The organism is Streptomyces sp. NPDC002835, from assembly GCF_053591995.1.
Genome location: NZ_JBSFUW010000020.1, coordinates 50537 through 69229 on the forward strand (window position 1 = coordinate 50537; position 18693 = coordinate 69229).

Annotated in this window: 18 protein-coding genes and 1 pseudogene; 13 read left to right on the plus strand and 6 right to left on the minus strand. The window is 73.0% G+C overall.

Features of this window, described 5'->3' with window-relative positions; all coding sequences use genetic code 11:
• Positions 1–2: 2 nt before the first annotated feature.
• On the minus strand, positions 3–269 hold the full coding sequence (locus ACWD01_RS21790; protein WP_451164230.1) for a hypothetical protein: 267 nt from the start codon (positions 267–269) through the stop codon (positions 3–5).
• A gap of 122 nt (positions 270–391) precedes the next feature.
• On the opposite strand from ACWD01_RS21790, the gene ACWD01_RS21795 reads away from it, so the two are divergent.
• On the plus strand, positions 392–754 hold the full coding sequence (locus ACWD01_RS21795; protein ID WP_451164232.1) for an arsenate reductase family protein: 363 nt from the start codon (positions 392–394) through the stop codon (positions 752–754).
• 174 nt (positions 755–928) lie between these two features.
• The gene (locus tag ACWD01_RS21800; RefSeq protein ID WP_451164234.1) at positions 929–1612 is read left to right on the plus strand and encodes a hypothetical protein; all 684 of its coding nucleotides are present in this window, start codon (positions 929–931) and stop codon (positions 1610–1612) included.
• Positions 1613–1815: 203 nt separating this feature from the next.
• Here the strand turns inward: ACWD01_RS21800 and ACWD01_RS21805 are convergent, their stop codons facing one another.
• Positions 1816–2736, minus strand: a complete 921-nt coding sequence (locus ACWD01_RS21805) for a Gfo/Idh/MocA family protein (protein ID WP_451164236.1) — start codon at positions 2734–2736, stop codon at positions 1816–1818.
• Positions 2737–2932: 196 nt separating this feature from the next.
• On the opposite strand from ACWD01_RS21805, the gene ACWD01_RS21810 reads away from it, so the two are divergent.
• The 4 genes from ACWD01_RS21810 to ACWD01_RS21825 all read left to right on the plus strand — a co-directional run bounded on the left by ACWD01_RS21810 (position 2933) and on the right by ACWD01_RS21825 (position 7510).
• Positions 2933–4372 carry a hypothetical protein gene (locus ACWD01_RS21810; protein WP_451164238.1) on the plus strand — a complete coding sequence of 480 codons (1440 nt, stop codon included), beginning with the start codon at positions 2933–2935 and terminating at the stop codon, positions 4370–4372.
• A complete protein-coding gene (locus ACWD01_RS21815; RefSeq protein WP_451164240.1) occupies positions 4369–5547 on the plus strand; it encodes an ARPP-2 domain-containing protein in 1179 nt (392 codons plus the stop codon). The genes ACWD01_RS21810 and ACWD01_RS21815 overlap by 4 nt, the downstream gene beginning before the upstream one ends.
• 108 nt (positions 5548–5655) lie before the next feature.
• Positions 5656–6687, plus strand: coding sequence for a glutamine synthetase (glnII, locus tag ACWD01_RS21820; RefSeq protein ID WP_451164242.1), 1032 nt, complete (start codon positions 5656–5658; stop codon positions 6685–6687).
• Between the two features lie 337 nt (positions 6688–7024).
• A complete protein-coding gene (locus ACWD01_RS21825; protein ID WP_451164244.1) occupies positions 7025–7510 on the plus strand; it encodes a winged helix-turn-helix domain-containing protein in 486 nt (161 codons plus the stop codon).
• Here the strand turns inward: ACWD01_RS21825 and ACWD01_RS21830 are convergent.
• Both ACWD01_RS21830 and ACWD01_RS21835 read right to left on the minus strand, forming a co-directional pair.
• Positions 7507–8928 (minus strand): PepSY-associated TM helix domain-containing protein, encoded by a 1422-nt coding sequence (locus ACWD01_RS21830; protein ID WP_451164246.1) that lies wholly within the window; start codon positions 8926–8928, stop codon positions 7507–7509. The genes ACWD01_RS21825 and ACWD01_RS21830 overlap by 4 nt on opposite strands.
• A gap of 47 nt (positions 8929–8975) precedes the next feature.
• Positions 8976–9560, minus strand: coding sequence for a hypothetical protein (locus tag ACWD01_RS21835; protein WP_451164248.1), 585 nt, complete (start codon positions 9558–9560; stop codon positions 8976–8978).
• A 118-nt stretch (positions 9561–9678) separates the two neighbouring features.
• Here ACWD01_RS21835 and ACWD01_RS21840 point away from each other — a divergent pair, with 118 nt between their 5' ends.
• The 4 genes and pseudogenes from ACWD01_RS21840 to ACWD01_RS21855 all read left to right on the plus strand — a co-directional run bounded on the left by ACWD01_RS21840 (position 9679) and on the right by ACWD01_RS21855 (position 13746).
• On the plus strand, positions 9679–10671 hold the full coding sequence (locus ACWD01_RS21840) for an NAD-dependent epimerase/dehydratase family protein (RefSeq protein ID WP_451164250.1): 993 nt from the start codon (positions 9679–9681) through the stop codon (positions 10669–10671).
• A gap of 112 nt (positions 10672–10783) precedes the next feature.
• Positions 10784–11386 (plus strand): annotated as a pseudogene (locus ACWD01_RS21845) (sensor histidine kinase); the annotation flags it as partial.
• Complete coding sequence (locus ACWD01_RS21850; RefSeq protein ID WP_451164252.1) at positions 11371–12033, plus strand: LuxR C-terminal-related transcriptional regulator; 663 nt, start codon at positions 11371–11373, stop codon at positions 12031–12033. The pseudogene ACWD01_RS21845 and the gene ACWD01_RS21850, both read left to right, overlap by 16 nt.
• A 141-nt stretch (positions 12034–12174) precedes the next feature.
• Positions 12175–13746: a DUF1996 domain-containing protein gene (locus ACWD01_RS21855; RefSeq protein ID WP_451164254.1), complete on the plus strand. Its 1572-nt coding sequence runs from the start codon at positions 12175–12177 to the stop codon at positions 13744–13746.
• Positions 13747–13913: 167 nt separating this feature from the next.
• Here ACWD01_RS21855 and ACWD01_RS21860 read toward each other — a convergent pair whose 3' ends face one another.
• On the minus strand, positions 13914–14453 hold the full coding sequence (locus ACWD01_RS21860) for a hypothetical protein (RefSeq protein WP_451164256.1): 540 nt from the start codon (positions 14451–14453) through the stop codon (positions 13914–13916).
• A 133-nt stretch (positions 14454–14586) separates the two neighbouring features.
• On the opposite strand from ACWD01_RS21860, the gene ACWD01_RS21865 reads away from it, so the two are divergent.
• The 3 genes from ACWD01_RS21865 (at position 14587) to ACWD01_RS21875 (ending at position 18329) form a co-directional block, all read left to right on the plus strand.
• Positions 14587–15387, plus strand: a complete 801-nt coding sequence (locus ACWD01_RS21865) for a tyrosine-protein phosphatase (protein WP_451164258.1) — start codon at positions 14587–14589, stop codon at positions 15385–15387.
• Between the two features lie 200 nt (positions 15388–15587).
• Complete coding sequence (locus ACWD01_RS21870) at positions 15588–17486, plus strand: hypothetical protein (protein ID WP_451164392.1); 1899 nt, start codon at positions 15588–15590, stop codon at positions 17484–17486.
• Between the two features lie 120 nt (positions 17487–17606).
• The gene (locus ACWD01_RS21875; protein ID WP_451164260.1) at positions 17607–18329 is read left to right on the plus strand and encodes a TetR/AcrR family transcriptional regulator; all 723 of its coding nucleotides are present in this window, start codon (positions 17607–17609) and stop codon (positions 18327–18329) included.
• Here the strand turns inward: ACWD01_RS21875 and ACWD01_RS21880 are convergent.
• A complete protein-coding gene (locus ACWD01_RS21880) occupies positions 18314–18664 on the minus strand; it encodes a 5-carboxymethyl-2-hydroxymuconate Delta-isomerase (protein WP_451164262.1) in 351 nt (116 codons plus the stop codon). The two genes, ACWD01_RS21875 and ACWD01_RS21880, sit on opposite strands and share 16 nt — an antisense overlap.
• Positions 18665–18693: the final 29 nt, after the last annotated feature.

Below are 18693 nucleotides of genomic sequence, written 5' to 3' on the forward strand. Positions count from 1 at the left end.
GTTCAGCGGCCGTAGCGGATCAGGGCCCTGACCATCCGGCACGTCGTGTCGGACGGGGCGTGGGCGCCGATGCGCTCCGCCGTCGCCCGTATCCGGCGGTTGTCGGCGGTCGCCGGGTGGTAGACGCCGGAGTCGAGCAGCGCGATCGCGAGGCGCATGGCCTTCAGGCGGCGGTTGTGGGACACGTACCACTCGCGCGGCTGTCCGGCCGGGAGCGGCTTCTTCTTGGGCGGGGTCAGGGGCTTCGTCGTGAGTGTGGCAACGGCCATCGGCAACCTCCTGGCGCGGTGGCGGGACCATCCCGAACTACTGTTCATTCTACCGGTCGGCACTGACAATTTCGCCTGGCCAGACGGTGTTTGGGCGGTCTCCTGCCGGTACCGTGGAGCGCATGGAGATCTGGATCAACCCGGTCTGTTCCAAGTGCCGCAGCGCCATCGACCTGCTCGACGCGGAGGGCGCCGAATACACCGTGCGCCGCTACCTCGAGGATGTGCCGTCCGAGGACGAGATCCGCGCCGTCCTGGAGCGCCTCGGCCTCGAGCCGTGGGACATCACGCGCACGGGCGAGGCGGTCGCGAAGGAGCTGGGCGTCAAGGACTGGCCCAGGGACGCCGGTTCGCGCGACCGGTGGATCGGGGCGCTCTCCCGGCACCCGAAGCTCATCCAGCGGCCCATCATCACGGCGGAGGACGGCACCGCGGTGGTGGGGCGTACGGAGGAGGCGGTACGGGACGCGATGGGACGCGGCTGAGCGGAACCCGAGCGGCGGCCCGTCGTGACGGCGCGGCCGGTGGGCGCTTCGCCACCTTAAGGAACGTTAAGGAAGAGGCGAGTGGGGCCGGTGAGAACTCGGCGGCGGCTACTCGTACGTAAGGGCACAAGGAACCATCCGGCCGCCCCCGCGGCCGGGGACAGGAGCCCTTACGTGTCACGCAAGAAGACCCTCAGCGGCAAGAAGAAGATCGCCCTCCTCGTCGGCGCCGCGGCCATGGTCGGCGGTACCGCGATTGTCATGACCGGGACGAGCAACGCGTCTGTGGCGTGCGACGGGCTCGCTCAGGCGATCCAGAACAACGAGAACTTCATCGCCGGACAACGCGCCAACCCGGACGCCCAGTCGGCCGCTCGCATCGCCAACCGGGAGGCGGTGATCGCGCAGATCAAGGTCCAGGAGGAGGCGGCGGGCTGCGCCGGCGGTGGCGGTGACCAGGCCGCCGCGCCGCCGGCTGCGGAGCAGCCCCCGGCGGAGGAACCGCCCGCCGACGAGGGCGCGGGTCAGGACGCGGAACAAGGCGGCGACCAGGACGCCGGTGACGCCGGTGAGGAGGCCGGTGGCAACGCGGGCGACGACGCCGGCACCGGCGAGGTCGTCTGCGCCGGCTCCACCGTGACCGTCTCCGGCGAGGGCGGCGCGCCGGCCGCCTCCAGCAACGAGTTCCCCGTCGGCACCCGGCTCAAGGTGACCAACCTGGACAACGCCAAGTCCACGACCGTCGAGGTCACCTCGGCCTCCGGGAGCTGCGCCCTGCTGAACAACGCGGCCTTCGAACAGGTCCGTGAAGCGGGCAAGTTCCTGATCCGCAACGCGCGTATCGAGCGCGTCGGCTGACGGGCCGCCGCCGGACCCGGAGGACGTACGCCGTACCCGCTCCCCTTCCACTGTCCCAGGAGGAGCAGCCGCCGGGCCGCACACCCGGCGGCGCCGCGGCACCGTCCCGGTCCGGCGGCCGCCGTGCCGTCGTAGCCGCAGGCCCCGGTAACGCCCCCGCCGGTCCTGCGGCTACGGCCTTGTCCCCGCACGGCCCGACCGCGTTACGGCGCCGCCTGGACCAGCAGTTCCTCCGCCTCCGCCAGGATCTCGGTGAGCCGGACCCCGAAGTGGATGTCGCAGGCGTGCGGCCGGCCCGTACGTGCGGAATCGACGAGAGCGTCGACCGCCGCACGGAACGAGGTGACCGGGTCGCCCCAGCCCTCGGGCAGCTCGGCCCTCCCCTGCTCGCCCAGCAGGACCAGGCTCGTACCGGCCGCCTTCCCCGGTGCGCTCAGGCCCAGCGTCACGGTGCTGGACGCGCCGGAGACGTGCCGCAGCATCAGGTGCACGGTGTCGGCGGGGCCACGGCCCGCCGACAGCGTTGTCACGTCGCCGAGGACCGGGAGCAGCGCGGAGAGGGCGTGGGGGCCGACGTCCCACAGGCCGCCCTTCTCCCTGCGCCACGGCGACGCAGCGAACGGGCTGTCAGAGCCGTCCGAGTACAGCGAGCCGAGCCACTGCGCGTGCGCCGTGAACCACCCGTCGGCGGCAGCCTGTTCGGCGACCCACGCCTCGGTGTCCGCGGTGAACCGCAGCGTGCAGAACACCACCGACGCCACCTGGGCCTCGTCGGCCGCACGGGCCGCGGCGCGCGCGGCGGCGACGTTCGTCGCGACCGGCTTGTCCAGCAGCAGATGGCATCCCGCCGCGGCGGCCCTCGCGGCGAGCGGGGCCTGCACGTCCGGCGGCACGGCGAAGGCGACGGCGTCGCTGACGGCGAAGAGGGCGTCGATGCCCTCGTCGCCCGTGAACGCCGCCGTCCCGTGCTCGTCGGCGAGCTCGGCCGCCGCGTCGGGCCGCCTCCCCCACACCCCGCTGAACACGACGTCCGGGTGCCCGGCCAGCGCCGGTGCCTGCGTCATCCGCGCCCACGGCCCGGCTCCGAGGAGCCCGATACGCGGTTGCTGCGTCTGCTTCTTCATGCGCACCAGTGTGCACGGCGCCGGAATATGCCGGAGACCGCGGGGCACGAACGGTGTTACGTTTCTGACCGGCCGGCCGCGGGACTCCGGCGCGACTTCCGGGACTTGCCTCTGAAGCAGTGTTTTCGCTGATCGCGCCCCCATTCCCCGGCCGGCTCCGGCAGGTCGACGAGGGGCGGATCATGGGGGACGGACCGTGGCGGAGCAGGCCGGGCGCACCCGGCGTGCGGAGCACGACACCGGCCTGATCGCGGCGGAGGACGTGCTGCTGTTCGTGAACGCCGCAGTGACGGCCACCGGACAGCGGGAGTTCCTCTCGCGGGCGGAGGAGCAGCACCTGTCCCTGGCGTTCCTGCACGAGTACGTCCGGGTCAACTACCGGCCCCTGTACGCGGCCGCGCTCGCGCTCGACATCAACGACCACAACGCCGCCCGGATCGTCGAACAGCTGCTCCGCACGGCGGGCGAAGCGACCACGGACGAGAAGCGCACCGAGGGTGCGCTGATCGCCGCCCGTCTCGCCGTGCTGCCGCCGCAGCGGGTCTACCGGCTCTTCGGCGCGCTGCGCGCCGCCAGGGTCAACAACCGCCGCACCCGTGCGATCATGCGGGACTGGCTGGCGGCCCGGCCGGACCCGGGCCTCGACGCCGTGAAGTACCGCAGCGGCCTGAAGACCGCCACCCGTCATGCCCATCTGGCACCCGGCCCGGCCGAGCTGGGGGACTTCCTGTTCCGTCCGGGCAGGCGCGTGCGCTACGAGCACCGCTTCCTGGACGCCCACCGCCGGGCGCATTTCGAGCAGCGCGCGCTCTACGAGCTCCCGTACAGCGTCGCGGAGGGCTTCGCGGCCGGGCACGGCATCGACCGCCGGGTGTTCCTGGAGCGGATCGCGCCCCGGATGACCCGGCTGGAGCGGCTGCGCACCCAGCGCACCGGCCCCGATGCCGACCTCACCGTCATGCCGCTGACCAGGCTGGCCCTCTTCGTGCTGTCCCTGCCCACCGAGGACCGCGTGGCGCGCCGGGCGGAACTGACGGGTGCGCTGCGTGCGGCCGCCGCGCGGGCCGCCGGCCGGTACGCCGGGACGTGGGGGCGGGTGGCGGCCGTGCTGGACGACAGCTATTCGTCGTCCGGTTCGTCGGTGAAGCGCCGCCGTCCGCTCGCCGTCGCGCTCGGCTGCCACTTCCTGCTGGAGGCGCTGGCCGGGCCCGGCACCTACCGGGCCCACTGGACGTCGGGGGCACGCGATCCGCTCCTGGTACGGCCGTGGGGGCCGACGCCGCTGGGCGACCGCATCCTCGACGCGCTCGAGGACGGCCCCGAGCGCCTCGTCATCGTCTCGGACGGCTGGGACAACGCGCCGCCCGGCCTGGCGGGCGAGGTGCTGCGGGTGTGGCGCACCAGGCTGGATCCGCAGCGGCGGACCGGCGTGGTGCATCTGAACCCCGTATACGACGCGGTGGGGTTCGACGTCCGCAGGCTGGCGCCGAGCGTCCCGACCGCCGGCATCCGGGATGCGGAGGACCTGGCAGCGCTGGTGGAGGTCGCCCAGTTCACGGAGGGCCGCAGCGGGCTCGCCGAGCTGCGCGCGTACCTGGACGAGCGGATCGCGCACTTTCTGGGGGGAGCACCGTGACCACGCTGGACATGACCGGCCTGCGGGCGATGCCCGCCCAGGTGTGGGGCGGCATCCGCCTGGTTCCGCTGGTCCGTGCGGAGGCGGTGCCGGGCCTGCGACTGCACCACCGGGTCTACGGCGGCAACGGCCTGGTGACGGTCCGCCCGGGCACCCGCTACTGGTCGTACGTCCCGCACGGCATCGTCGCCGACTGGTCCGGCGGGGACGGCGAGGACGGCGGCGACGGTGAGGACGGCGAGTCCGCCGCGTACGGAACCCGGCTGGCGCCGGGCGGGGACACCGGCGTCCCGGACTGTGTCCCGGTGCGTCGCCACCACCGGATGGCCAAGCGGGTCCGTACCAAGGGCGTGGCCGAGAAGCGGATCCGTTTCCTGCCGCTCCATCTCGCGCTGGAGGGGTATCTGTCGCTGCACTTCGGCGGGCCGTCCGTGCTCTGGGACGACTGGTCCCGGCAGGCGGTGCGGCAGGGACTCTCGCCGCGCGCCGAGGCGGCGTACGGCGGATGGCAGGTGCCCGGCCTGGACGAGGCCCTGCGGATCTTCGAGATCCACCCGGACCAGTGCGGCCTGATGATCTACGCGGCGGACGCGCTCGCGGCCGCGTTCGTGGTGCCGCACCCCGACGACTACCGCGTGCTGCACCCGTCGCTGGTCGAGGACCTGTTCGGCGATCTGGTGCACCAGTACGCCCGTTTCGGCGCGCGCGTCCAGGATTTCACGGCGCGCATCGGCGACCACCCGGGCCTGCGGACGCTCGCCGATCTGCGGGCGGCGGCAGGGGCCCAGCAGCGCGCGTGGGAGGAGGCGCACGGCACGCTCCTCGCGGCCGGGCTGCTGGACTCGTCGTACGCCTTCGAGCGGGTGTACCGGATGGATCGCTTCGCCCTGTGGCGCTTCCTGCCGTCGTTCCGGCTCGGGCGGGGTGAGCAGCACATCGGCGAGGTGATCACGGACCACAAGGGGTGTGTCGCGTATCTCAAGACGTTCCGGCTCTCGGAGGCGCAGGTCCGGCGCGGGCATCTGCTGAGCGTTCTGGGGGAGCACGACTGGCACCTCACGAACACCGCTCAGACCCTCGGCACCAGCCGCGACGCGCTGGTCCGGCGCATCCGGGACGCCGGGTTCGGCGCGCTGCTGCGTGCGCGGGACCCGCGCCACACTCCCCGGGCGTGAGCTGCGGGCGGGGGGCGTAACGCGGGGTTCACAAACGGGCAACGGCTGGGAAATCGCGTGTTGCCAAGCTGCGCGGCATACCGCTGCACCCGCAAAGGATGAGACCCCGTGACCTTCAAGGCTGAGTACATCTGGATCGACGGCACCGAGCCGACCGCCAAGCTTCGCTCGAAGACGAAGATCATGACGGGTTCGCCGGCCGGCCTCGCCGAGCTGCCCGTGTGGGGCTTCGACGGGTCAAGCACCAACCAGGCGAAGGGCCACGCGTCGGACCGTGTGCTCAAGCCGGTCTTCACCTGCCCGGACCCGATCCGCGGCGGCGACGACGTCCTGGTGCTGTGCGAGGTCCTCAACACGGACATGACCCCGCACGAGTCCAACACGCGTGCCGCGCTGGCCGAGGTGTACGGGCAGTTCGCCGCGCAGGAGCCGATCTTCGGCATCGAGCAGGAGTACACGTTCTTCAAGGGCGCCCGTCCGCTCGGCTTCCCCGAGGGCGGCTTCCCGGCCGCGCAGGGCGGCTACTACTGCGGTGTCGGCGCCGACGAGATCTTCGGCCGTGACGTCGTCGAGGCGCACCTGGAGAACTGCCTCGCGGCGGGCCTCGGGATCTCCGGCATCAACGCCGAGGTCATGCCCGGCCAGTGGGAGTTCCAGGTCGGCCCGCTCGCGCCGCTCGAGGTCGCGGACCAGCTGTGGGTGGCCCGCTGGCTGCTCTACCGCACCGCGGAGGACTTCGAGGTCTCCGCGACGCTGGACCCGAAGCCGGTGAAGGGCGACTGGAACGGCGCCGGTGCGCACACCAACTTCTCCACGAAGGCGATGCGCGAGGGCTACGAGGCGATCATCACCGCGTGCGAGTCGCTCGGCGAGGGCTCCAAGCCGCTGGACCACGTCAAGCACTACGGCGCGGGCATCGACGACCGTCTGACCGGTCTGCACGAGACCGCCCCGTGGAACGAGTACAGCTACGGCGTCTCCGACCGCGGCGCCTCCGTCCGTATCCCGTGGCAGGTCGAGCAGGACGGCAAGGGCTACATCGAGGACCGCCGCCCGAACGCCAACGTCGACCCGTACGTGGTGACCCGCCTGCTGGTGGACACCTGCTGCTCGGCGCTGGAGAAGGCCGGCCAGGTCTGAGCATCCCAGTGTGCCGAGGAGGGCGTCCGCCGTGCACGGCGGACGCCCTCCTTTGTTGGTGATGCAGCACGGCCCCGGGGGGCGGTCTGGTTGAATGGGGGCATGGTCGGCACCCGTCGGAGCACCTCGGACACAGCAGGTCGCAGCGGCCTCGAGCCGTTCTGGCCGTCCCGTCAGCACCACGACTTCGACCGGGTGTGTTGTCGCGCGATGAACGCGCCCGCCCTCTAGAACCCACTAGGGACGCCCCCTCGGGCAGTACCCGCTCGGGCCTTCGGCCGGCGCGCACGACGTACGTCAGTCCGTCTCCCTCCGCGCGCGAAAGAGCTGACTCCTCATGGCGAACACCCGTGCCCTCCCCGCCGCCGCCCACCGGGACCGGCCGCGGCCGAGCGCCGACTTCCTTCCGCCGGGCGCCACGTGGCTGCCCGCTCCCCCACACGCCTTGCCCACTCTTCCGGGGCAGCCGCCGATGGTCGGCTACCTCGTGCTCGTACCGGCCGACCATCAGCCGCGGCCGGCACCGGACGAGGCCGCGGGCAGCGGCCCGGTGCGGATCGACCGGGACCGGCGCACCGCCCAGGTGGACGGGCGGCCGCTGGAGCTGACCTACCTGGAGTTCGAGCTGCTGGCCCACCTGGTGGCGCACCCGCACCGGGTGCACACGCGGGACCAGTTGGTCACGACGGTGTGGGGATACGGGCATGTGGGCGACGGCCGTACCGTCGACGTCCATGTGGCGCGGCTGCGCCGCAAGCTGGGTGCCGAGCACCGCCGCACGATCCGGACCGTGCGGCGGGTCGGCTACACGTACGCGCCCTAGGGGCGGGAGCGTGCCCTGGCCTTCGACAGGGCGCCGAGCGCGATGTCGAGGGCCAGGAACGCCAGCAGGCTGAGGCCGAGCAGGGGCAGGAACCAGCCGGTCAGGGCCGTCGCGGCGGCGAGCGGCAGCAACGTGGTCACGGGGACCTTGCGCCATGCGCCGCGCGCCATCGGGCGGCCGGCGCCCAGCCCGCGTTCCTTCGTCGGCCTGCGCAGCCACCACATGCGGTAGCCCCAGACGACGAGCAGGATCAGCGCGGCCATGAGGGCGGCCAGAGCGAGCTGGTTGGGCAGGCCGAAGAGCACGCCCATGTGGCCGTCGATGCCGAAGCGGGTCAGCTTCGCGAGCAACGGGTAGTCGGCGAAGCGCAGTTCGTCGACGACGCGGCCGTCGGCGGGGTCGACGGCGGCCGAGTCGAGGTGGACCGGGAACTGTGTGTCGGTCTCCTTGACGACGTAGCCGTTGCCGCCGGCGGGCAGGGTCACGGCGATCCGGCCGTCGACGCCGCCGGCGCGGGCGGCGGCCACCGCCCTGTCGATGCCGACGTCCGTGCCGTGGTGCGCCGTTCCGTGGCCGCTGCCGTGGCCCTCGTGCCCGCCGTCGCCGCCCGCGCCCGCCTCCAGCGCGGCGGACAGGGCGGGGGTGGAGCCGCCCAGCCGGTCCTGGACGGCGCCGATGTTCTCGCCCGCGTACCGGGACCAGGTGAGGCCGGTGGCGGAGAGCAGGACCAGGCCGGTGACGGTCCACAGGCCGACGGAGCCGTGCCAGGACAGGGTCCGGCGGCGGCCTTCGGCGCCGCGCTCGGGCAGCAGCAGGTCCCGCCGGGTGCGGCGCCGGCGGCCGAGCCAGAGCAGCAGTCCGCCGAGTGCTACGACCCACAGCCAGGCGGCGGCGAGTTCGCTGTAGTGGCGGCCGGCGTCGCCGAGGTGCAGATCGCGGTGGAGTTCGTCGAGCCAGGTCCGCAGCGGGAGGGCGCCGGAGCTGCCGTACGAGGTGAGTTCGCCCCGGATCTCGGCGGTGTACGGGTCGACGAAGACGGCGAGTGACCTGTCGTCCGGCACGTCGGGGGTGCGCATCAGGACGCGGGTGGTCGCCCCGTCCTCGTACGAGGGCCACACGGCGGTGACGGTGCCCTCGGGCACGGCGCCGCGGGCCGCATCGACCTGGGTGTCGAGCGGGAGCGAGGGGCCGGTGACGGGGGCGGTGAGTTCGTGGCGGTAGACGAACTTCTCCGCCTGGAACGACAGCGAGTACAGCAGGCCGCTCACGGCGGCGACGAGGAGCAGCGGGGCGATCAGCAGCCCCGCGTAGAAATGGAGCCGGAGCACGAGCGGTCGCAGCGCGCTCCATGTGGTCGTGGCCGGGGCGGTGCCGGCGGGATTCTGTGCGGTGCCCTGGTCGGGGGCGTCAACGGACATGGCGGTCCCAGGAGTTGTGTGTCGACATGGGGAAGGCGGCCCCCAGGTCAGACAGCGGCGGCTCCGGGGGCCGTGGCACGGGGAGAGCGCGGCACGGGCGGGCCTCGGCGTACGACGGTGTGCGCGAGGAAGGCGCCGTGAAGGGGTCGGGGGCGCGGGACCGGGCGGGGTGCGGGGCGTGTGTCCGGCAGCCGTACGACGGCGAGCAGCAGCCGCAGCGGGGCGAACGCGGTGCGCGCGAGGCGGAAGAACGCGGCCTCGCCGTGGGCGAGCCACAGGGCGCATCCGGCCGCGGCGGCGAGGTGCACGGCGACCATGCCGGCGTCCGTGGCGATGTCCGGGGGCGGCTGGGGCGGCCCGTGGTGGTGTGCGGCGGCCTGTTCGCCGCCCGCGAAGATCAGGTGCAGGACGCCCTGCACGGCGAGCAGTCCCGCTCCGATGGACCGGGTGCCGCGCTCGCGGCCGGCCGCGAGCCAGCCGGCGGCGGCGGTCGCGCCGAGCGCGGCGATCAGCGCGGCGGGCGGCATGTGGTGCGCGGACAGGGACCAGTGCCCCGTCGCGGCAAGGACGACCGCCACCGCCGCGAAGAGCGCGGCCCGCAGGGCGCGCATCGGCGACCGGGCATCCGTCATCGTCGGCACATGCTGCCAGCCCTCAGCCGCCTCCGGGAGAGTGACCCCGGGTACGGGACGTTATTCCGGCAGCAGAAGTGCTGTCCCCCTGCCCGCCCGACGGGGCAGAGTCGTGATCATGAGGCTTCTGATTCTGGGCGGTACACACTTCGCGGGACGTGCGGTGACGACGGCGGCGCTCGCCCGCGGCTGGGACGTCACGGTCTTCCACCGCGGGCACAACGCGGCGCCGGACGGCGCTGCCGTACGGATCGGCGACCGCACCGCGGAGGGCGGCCTGGCGGCGCTCGCGGACGGCACCTGGGACGTCGTCGTCGACACCTGGTCCGGGGCGCCGTCGGCGGTACGGGACACGGCGGCGCTGCTCGCCGGGCGGGCCGAGCGGTACGTCTACGTCTCCAGCTGCTCGGTGTACGTCTGGCCCCCGGCCGCCGGGTACGACGAGAGCACGGCCACGGTGGCCAGTTCGCCCGACGCGGGGGACGTGCCCTACGCCGAGGCCAAGCGGGGCGGTGAGCTGGCGGTGTCGGCCGCCTTCGGGGACAGCCGCTCGCTGCTGGTGCGCTCGGGGCTGATCCTCGGCCCGTGGGAGAACATCGGCCGGCTGCCGTGGTGGCTGGGCCGGATCGCGCGCGGCGGCGACGTGCTCGCGCCGGGCCCGCGGGAGACGCCGCTGCAGTACGTCGACGTCCGCGACCTCGCCGAGTGGACGCTCGACGCGGCCCTCGACGGGCGCGGCGGGCCGTACAACCTGGTGAGCCGGCCCGGCCACACGACGATGGGCGAACTCCTCGACACCTGCGTCGCGGTGACGGGTTCGCGCGCGCGGCTGCGGTGGACGCCGGCGGAGACGGTGCTCGCGGCGGGCGTGGAGCCGTGGACGGACCTGCCGATCTGGGTCCCGCCGACGCAGGAGGGGCACGCCGCGCTGCACGGCGTGGGCGTGGAGCGTGCCATGGCGGCGGGCCTGCGGTGCCGCCGGGTCGCGGACACGGTCCGCGACACGTGGGAGTGGCTCACGTCGCTGGGCGGTGCGGCGCCGCACCGGTCCGACCGGGCGCGGGTGGGGCTGGCGCGGGAGGTGGAGGAGCGGCTGCTGCGGGAGTTGTGAACGCCGACGGTGTAGCCGGCTACACCCCGCGTCCGGTGTCCCGCACCAGTGCGGCGGCCGGGCGGCGCCCCCGACACTGGTGATCGACACCGGACGACGAGGGGGACCCTACGACGCGGTGGACTCGTCGGCGGCCGAACTGCGCCGTATCGAACGGGATCTGCACGACGGGGCGCGGGCCCGGCTGGTCGCGGTGGGGATGAGCCTGGGCACCGTCGAGGCGCTGATCGAGAAGGACCCGGCCCAGGCGAAGGAGCTGATCTCGAAGGCCCGTGAGTCGTCGGCGGAGGCGCTGACGGAGCTGCGTGACCTGGTGCGCGGCATCCATCCGCCGGTGCTGGCCGAACGTGGCCTCGGTGACGCGGTGAAGGCGCTGGCGCTGCGGCTGCCGGTACCGGCCGAGGTGGAGGTGGATCTGCCGGGCCGTGCGGACGCGCCGGTCGAGTCGGCCGCGTACTTCGCGGTGAGCGAGTCGCTGACCAACGCGGTGAAGCACTCGGGCGCCGACCGCGTCTGGGTGGACATCACGTACACCGGGGGCGCGCTGCGCGTCTCGGTGACCGACAACGGCAGGGGCGGGGCGGTGATCGGGGCGGGCTCCGGCCTGAGCGGCGTCGAACGGCGGCTCGGTACATTCGACGGAGTCCTGGCCGTCAGCAGTCCCGCGGGCGGTCCCACCATGGTCACCATGGGGATCCCTTGCGAGTTGTTCTAGCCGAAGACCTGTTCCTGCTGCGGGACGGGCTGGTCCGGATGCTCGAGGCGTTCGGCTTCGAGATCCTGGCCGCCGTGGAGAGCGGGCCCGAACTGGCCAAGGCGCTCGCCGAGTTGGAGCCGGACGTCGCCGTCGTCGACGTCCGGCTCCCGCCGTCCCACACGGACGAGGGCCTGCAGTGCGCGCTGGCGGCGCGGCGGGCGAGACCGGGACTGCCGGTGCTGGTGCTGTCGCAGCACGTGGAGCAGTTGTACGCGCGGGAGCTGCTGGCGGACGGGAACGGCGGCGTGGGCTATCTGCTGAAGGACCGGGTCTTCGACGCGGAGCAGTTCATCGACGCGGTGCGCCGGGTCGCGGCCGGTGGCACGGCGATGGATCCGCAGGTGATCTCGCAGCTGCTGTCACGGCGTTCGCTCGACAAGCCGATGGGCGGCCTGACGCCGCGTGAGCGGGACGTCATGGAGCTGATGGCGCAGGGCCGTTCGAACGTGGCGATCGCGGAGCGGCTGGTGGTCACCGAACGGGCGGTGTCCAGGCACACGTCGAACATCTTCGCAAAGCTGAACCTGCCGGTGTCCGACGACGACAACCGCCGGGTACTCGCCGTACTCGCTTATCTCGATCACGGCCGGACGCTGCAGAACTGAGCGGCGAGATACCCCATTTCTCCGTAGTCCAAACGGTTTTGGCCTCGGCCACTTCTACAACTTCCGCACACCGCTGAACGCCCCACCGACGGTTCCCGTATGGAACGACGCGCTACTTCCCTCCCCCGGGATTGGAGTTCCATGGGACGCAAATCGAGAAAACGCTCAACTCTGGCCAACCGGGCGATCGCTGCTTCGGCTGCCCTCCTGCTGGGCGGGGGCGGGCTGATCGCGGCCAATTTCTACGCGTCAGCCCACGAAAGCTGGGGCGGCGACCGGGACGGGCCGAGAACCCAGAGTGCGGGCCAGTCGGTCTCGACCATCGACTGTCCGGAGGTCGTCAATTCCATCAAGGAGATCCCCGACGACCAGCGGATCGCCGTCGACCGCGAACTGGCCACCCTGGACAACCAGATCACCACGTACTATCAGCGGTTCGCCGACAACAAGGAGCGGGTGCAGAGCGACCGCACCTTCGCCCAGAACCAGATTCTGTCGCCGCTGAAGAACGAACGGCTGGTGACTATCCAGCGGATCGTCGCCCTGATCGACCGCTCGGCCGAACGCCCGCAGGGCCTGGAGGCGACGGCGCCGTGCACGCTGCGCGGCGACGACAACGACCAGAACAACGACGGGGACCAGAACGACGGCCAGAACGACGGTCAGAACAACGACGGCGGCCAGGACCAGGACGGCGGTGACCAGAACAACGACAACAACGACAATGACAACGGCGACAACAACGGGGACGGCGACGGCGACAACAACGACGGCGGGAACAACGAGGACAACGGCGGGCAGGCCGGCAACGGCCCCGAGGCCGGCGACTTCGTGGAGATCGAGTCCGTCGAGCCGAACGTGCAGGAACCGCGCCAGCGCCGGGGAGCCTCACGGGGCACCTTCGTCACCGACTGCGGCGTGAACGAGAACGGCAAGTTCAATTCCGACAACGTCATTGCCGCCCCCGGCGTCAGCAACGGCGCGCACCACATGCACGACTACGTCGGCAATCAGGCCAATGACGCCTTCGCCAGCGACGACGATTTCGCGAACGGAGACACCACGTGCGACAACCAGGGTGACAAGTCGACGTACTACTGGCCCGTGCTGCGGGTGCAGAACGGCCAGAACGAGTTCGACGCCGATCAGGACGGCGGCGGCAACGACCAGAACGTCGGCGAGATCCAGCAGCCGTCGGAGGTCACGCTGACGTTCGAGGGCAATCCGCGGAGCAAGGTCACCGCGATGCCGAAATTCCTGCGCATCATCACCGGTGACGCCAAGTCCTTCACCAACGGTGACGCGAACGCCAACGCCTCCTGGAGCTGCACCGGATTCGAGGACCGGCAGCTGAAGGACAAGTATCCGATCTGCCCCCAGGGCAGCCAGGTCGTGCGGAGCTTCAAGTTCCAGAGCTGCTGGGACGGGGAGAACACCGACAGCGCGAACCACCGCACGCATGTGGCCTTCGCGGAGGACGACGGCAGCTGCCCGGACGGCTTCCAGGCCATCCCGCAGCTCGTGCAGCGGATCGTCTACGACGTGCCGCCGCCGGTCTTCGAGGGGAACAACGTCTCGGCCTTCGCGGTCGACTCGTTCCCCGAGCAGCTGCACAAGCCGATCACCGACCACGGTGACTTCATCAACGTCTTCGACGAGGACCTGATGAACGAGATGGTGGACTGCATCAACGACGGCCGTCGTTGCCAGTGATCCACTGAACCTCAAGAGGCCGGGCCGGCCTGGGAGTTCCCCAGGGCGGCCCGGCCTCCTGCCGTCTGCGGACGGTCGGTGCGGACTGTACGGCTGTACGGCCATCGGCCTTTCCCGGGCCGGTCCGGGAGTACCCGGACCGGCCCGGTGGTGATCGGCGCGTCAGGTCAGCTGCCGCTGTGCGAGCCGTGCTCCTCGTGGCCCTCCTCGTGGCCGCCGTCCTCGCCGCCGCCGTCGCCGCCCGAGCCGTGCTGCGCCCCGGTCTCCACCTCGCCGCCGAGCCGGCCGCGAAGGGCCTCGACGACCTTCTCGTCACCGACCGCGACCCATCTGCGCCCGACCAGATACGTGCCGCCGTAGTCGTTGGCCTCGTTGATCCACTCGCGCTGGCCGCGGTCGGTGCTGAAGGTCGCGAGGATGTATTTGCCGTCGGCCGTCCGGCAGTTGGCCTGGCGCAGTTCGTCGGCGTCCGTCTGGATGTTGGGCTCGCAGTCGGCCTGGCGTGCGAGTTCCTCGAGGCTGCCGGTCGCCGTTCTCGGCTCCGGCGCTCCGTCCTTGCCGTCGTCGGCGTCGCCGCCGGCTCCGCAGGCCGCCGTCAGGACCAGGACGGCGACCGCCAGTCCCGCCCGGGTCACCGCCCGCCTGTTTCCGGGGCGCTCGCCCGCGCCCGTACCCGTATCCGTACTCGCATTCGTACTCGTCCGCATCGGGCCATGGTGCCCGCCCCGCCCCTCTCCGCGCGGCCGAACCACGGGTAACGCGCGGGGCGCACAGGACGGTTCGCGGTGCCCGGCGGTGTCGCGGCCGCCGCTCGCGGGCCGGTGGGCCTAGGGTCCGCTCATGAACGCGATCCCCTCCACCACCGTCGCGAACCTTCGCGATCTCGGCGGCACGCCCCTCGCCGGTGGCCGGTCGGTGCGCAGCGGTCTGCTGTTCCGTTCCGGCCAGCTGGACCGGATGGACGCCGCGTCCGATCCGGCCGTCGCCGCCCTGGGCCTCCGTACCGTCGTGGACTTCCGCACCCGGGCGGAGCGCGAGGCCCGCCCCGACCGGCTCCCCGAAGGCGGGCGACTGCTGCTCGCGGACGTGCTGGCCGACCAGGTCGACTCCGGCCGGATGCCGGCGGCGGCCCGGCTGCGCAGGCTGCTGGCCGATCCGGCCGTCGCGGAGCGGGAACTCGGCGGCGGCCGGGGCGGCGAGATGTTCGCCGACATCTACCGGGCCTTTGTGACGACGGACTCGGCGCGCTCCTCGTACCGGGCGTTCCTGAACGAGGTCGCGGACCCCGACGCCGGTCCGCTGCTGTTCCACTGCACGGCGGGGAAGGACCGAACGGGCTGGGCGGCGACCGTCGTGCTGACCCTGCTCGGTGCGACACAGGAGACCGTCGAGACCGAGTACCTGTCGGTCAACGCGGCGGTGCGCGAGGCGTTCGCACCGCTGGTCGAGGGGTTCACCCTGCAGGGCGGCCAGCCGGAGACGGCGCTGTCCATCATCGGTGTGGTGCCCGAGTACCTGGCCGCCGCCCTGGACGAGGTCGACGCCCGCTACGGCTCCATGGAGAAGTACGTCCGCGAGGGCCTCGGCGTCACGTCGGCGGCGCTGGAGCGCATCCGCGAGCGGCTGATCGTGGAGAGCTGAACGGGGGCTTCCGGCGCGCCGGGTGACCATAGGACGATTCGCTCGTTCTGCTGAACGTGCGCCCACACGACGTCGTCTCCTCCCAGGACCCCATTCCGAGCCCCTCCACGCCCGGCCCGTCGCCGCTGAACACGTCCACGGCCGAGGACGCGGCCGGAGACGCGGGCAGGGGCGCGGGCAGGAAGGGTGCGGGCGTCGGACTGGGGCAGGCGGAGGCGGCGCTCGTCGAGCACTACCCACGCCTGGTGCGGATCGCCTACCTGGTGCTGCCCGCCTCCCTCGGCCAGGGCCGCCGCGTCCTGACCGCCCACGCCCTGGTGCAGCGTTCCCTCCCCCGCGGCGAGCCCGCGTCCGGTGCGCCCACCCCGGCCGTGCCCCGCGCCCGCCGCCCGGAGGAGGCCCGCGACCCCGGCTACGCGTATGTACGGGACCGGGTGGTGCGCCAGGCGCTGGAGGCGTCACTGCCGCTGCGCCGCTGGGCACGGCCCCGGCGGGCGCAGCTCCCGCCGCTGCTGCCGCACGTGTGGGGCGTGCGGGTCTTCCCGCGGTCCGGCGGCGCCGGTGAACTCGCCCTGGACCAGCGGCTGTCGACGCTGTCCGGTCCGGCCAGGGCCGCGTATGTGCTGCGCGGTCTGGAGAGGCTGTCCGACCGCGAGGTGTGCGAGGCGCTGGAGCGGGCCGGTACGCCGGACCCCGAAGGAGCGCTGGCGGAGGCCGGCGGCGTACAGGGCGGGCAGGGCGGCGCGGAGTTGCTCGGCTCCTCCGAGTTCGACGCGTGCTCGCTCCAGGTGCGGCCCACCGATCTGCTGCGCCGTCGCCGGCACGGCAGGGCGGCCGTGGTCGCGGCGGCGGCGCTCGCGGTGTGCGGGACGCTGCTCCTGCTGCCGGGCGGCGTGCAGGCCGACGCCTGGGACGGGCCGTATCCCCGTAACGCCGCGGCTCGGGCGGCGCTCGACCCTGGGAGGCTGGTCCGGGTCCCGGCGACGGCGTGGCGGGAGTCGGTCCGCAGGGACTTCTCGGTGTGGCCGGCCCGGGGGCCCCTCACCGGGGACCGGCCGCTGCTGCGGCGGGCGCTGGCCGCCTGGGCGGACCCGGGCGACGGGGTACGGGTCAGCGCGACGCCCGGGACGTCGTCCGGTCCCCCGGCGGGGCCGCCGCAACTGCTGTTCGCGGGCGACGTGGGCCGGGCGCGGGTGGTCATGCTGTACGACGGGCTGCGGGTCGTGCGTTACGCGGAGCCGGCCGTGCCGCGGGGCACGCCGGCCGACGTGGCCCTCGACTTCACGCGCACGGACGCCGCGGACGCCACCGCGTCCGGCGCACTCGTGGCCGGGCGCTCGCAGGCGTACGTCCGCTATCTGACGGCCCCCTGGGTGCGTGACGTCTCGGTGCGGGACCTGCTGGACCCGTCCGGTGAGCCGCGCCCGCTGCGCCGGGACGCGAGTGGCCTCACCGAGCGGCTGGAGAGCCCGGCGCAGGGACACGGGTGCCGGTCGTGGCAGGCGATTGAGCTGGCCGACGGCAGCACGACGGCGCTGATGACGGACCTCGGCGAGCTGACGCCCGCGCATCTGACCTACGGCCCGCCCGACGCGCCCGCCGAGGTCGAGGGCGCCGCGGCCCGCGCCTCCTGGGCACGTACGGCCTGTCTGCTGCCGGGGGTGCGGGCGCACGGCGTGCGCAGCGTCAACTCGTGGCGCTACGCCCGGCAGCGGCTGCCGGAGGCGAACGGCACGGCCTCCTGGGTCTGCACCCGCGCGGAGACCTGGCGGGGTACGGGCAGCAGGGTCCTGGCCCAGTTCCAGCCGCCCGCCGCGCCTGCCGGCACGCCGGGCACGGTGGTGGCGCGGGCGGAGGACTCCCCGTCGTGCGGGGTGCGCGAGCCGAGGGTGCTGGCGGGTGTGCTGTGGCAGTCGCGGGCGGGCCAGTGGTACGTGCTGGCGGCAGGCAGCCGGCAACTCGAATCGGTCAGCGTCCTCGGCGACGGGGTGGAGGGCGGGGCGGCGGGCAGCACGGTGGCGGTCCGTGCCCGCGAGGGCGTACGACCCGAGCTGAACGGCCGCCTGGCCGACGGTACTTCGGTCGGCTCCCTGCGCTGAGCCGGCCGCGTCGCCGTGGCGGCTGTGCACCCGCAGCTGTGCGGCAGCCCGGTCCTGGGCCGCCGCACAGCGGCCGCTGCCTTCGTGTCTCGCACGGAGCACGGTGGGTAGGGTGTCGGCATGACGACCGGGGTACGGCGCAGGATGGGCGTCGAGGAGCGCAGACAGCAGCTGATCGGTGTGGCGCTGGAGCTGTTCAGCCATCGCTCCCCCGACGAGGTCTCGATCGACGAGATCGCGGCCGCCGCGGGCATCTCGCGCCCGTTGGTCTACCACTACTTCCCCGGCAAACAGAGCCTGTACGAGGCGGCGTTGCGGCGGGCCGCCGACGAACTCGCCGCCCGTTTCCGCGAACCGCGCGAGGGCCCGCTCGGCGCGCGGCTGCTGCGGGTGATGGGGCGGTTCTTCGACTTCGTCGACGAACACGGCCCCGGTTTCTCCGCGTTGATGCGGGGCGGCCCCGCGGTCGGCTCCTCCACGACCACCGCGATGATCGACGGCGTGCGGCAGGCGGCGTACGACCAGATCCTGGCCCACCTGGGCGTCGACGACCCGTCGCCGCGACTCGCCCTGGTCGTGCGCTCCTGGGTGTCACTCGCCGAGTCGACGGCCCTGCTCTGGCTCGACGGACGCCGGATCCCGCGCGCGGAGCTGGAGTTGCAGCTCGTGCACGACTTCGCGGCACTCGCGGCGGTGAGCGCCGCCTACGACGAGGAGATGGCCGCCCTGCTCGTCCGCATCCTCGGGGACGAGCCGATGGACGGCCCGTTCGGCGACCTCGTGGGCCGGCTCGTGCATCTGGCGCCGGCGATCGCGAAGGTGCCCGCTCAGCGCCTCCGGTAGGACGTTTCGAGGTCCCGCACCTCGGCCGACAGGATCGGCATCGGCCCGCCTGCGGCCTCCAGCCGGCCGGCCAGCAGGTCGAGCACCGCCTCCGACAGCTCGGCCTTGAGCTCGGGGGACCGGCCGGGAAGCAGCGCGATCGCGATGTGCACGACGGCGTCCTCCGCACCGCCCGCGCCGAGCACCGTGTCCTCGATCCGGCGGAACCGGGTCCTGCACGCGTCCAGTTTGGTGTCGACCGTCCGCACGACCAGTTCGTGCAGTTCGCGGGCGAAGCCCTGCCGGTCGAAGGTGGGGTCCACGGGCTGCGAGTAGTCGACGGTGATCTGCGGCATGGGAAGTCTCCGGTCGTCGGTCGTTTCGT

Coding starts and splice junctions, on each gene's coding strand:
- ACWD01_RS21790 (WP_451164230.1), bottom strand. CDS start 269: ATGGCCGTTGCCACACTCACGACGAAGCCCCTGACCCCGCCCAAGAAG.
- ACWD01_RS21795 (WP_451164232.1), top strand. CDS start 392: ATGGAGATCTGGATCAACCCGGTCTGTTCCAAGTGCCGCAGCGCCATC.
- ACWD01_RS21805 (WP_451164236.1), bottom strand. CDS start 2,736: ATGAAGAAGCAGACGCAGCAACCGCGTATCGGGCTCCTCGGAGCCGGG.
- ACWD01_RS21825 (WP_451164244.1), top strand. CDS start 7,025: ATGGCGAACACCCGTGCCCTCCCCGCCGCCGCCCACCGGGACCGGCCG.
- ACWD01_RS21830 (WP_451164246.1), bottom strand. CDS start 8,928: ATGTCCGTTGACGCCCCCGACCAGGGCACCGCACAGAATCCCGCCGGC.
- ACWD01_RS21835 (WP_451164248.1), bottom strand. CDS start 9,560: ATGACGGATGCCCGGTCGCCGATGCGCGCCCTGCGGGCCGCGCTCTTC.
- ACWD01_RS21840 (WP_451164250.1), top strand. CDS start 9,679: ATGAGGCTTCTGATTCTGGGCGGTACACACTTCGCGGGACGTGCGGTG.
- ACWD01_RS21855 (WP_451164254.1), top strand. CDS start 12,175: ATGGGACGCAAATCGAGAAAACGCTCAACTCTGGCCAACCGGGCGATC.
- ACWD01_RS21860 (WP_451164256.1), bottom strand. CDS start 14,453: ATGCGGACGAGTACGAATGCGAGTACGGATACGGGTACGGGCGCGGGC.
- ACWD01_RS21865 (WP_451164258.1), top strand. CDS start 14,587: ATGAACGCGATCCCCTCCACCACCGTCGCGAACCTTCGCGATCTCGGC.
- ACWD01_RS21875 (WP_451164260.1), top strand. CDS start 17,607: ATGACGACCGGGGTACGGCGCAGGATGGGCGTCGAGGAGCGCAGACAG.
- ACWD01_RS21880 (WP_451164262.1), bottom strand. CDS start 18,664: ATGCCGCAGATCACCGTCGACTACTCGCAGCCCGTGGACCCCACCTTC.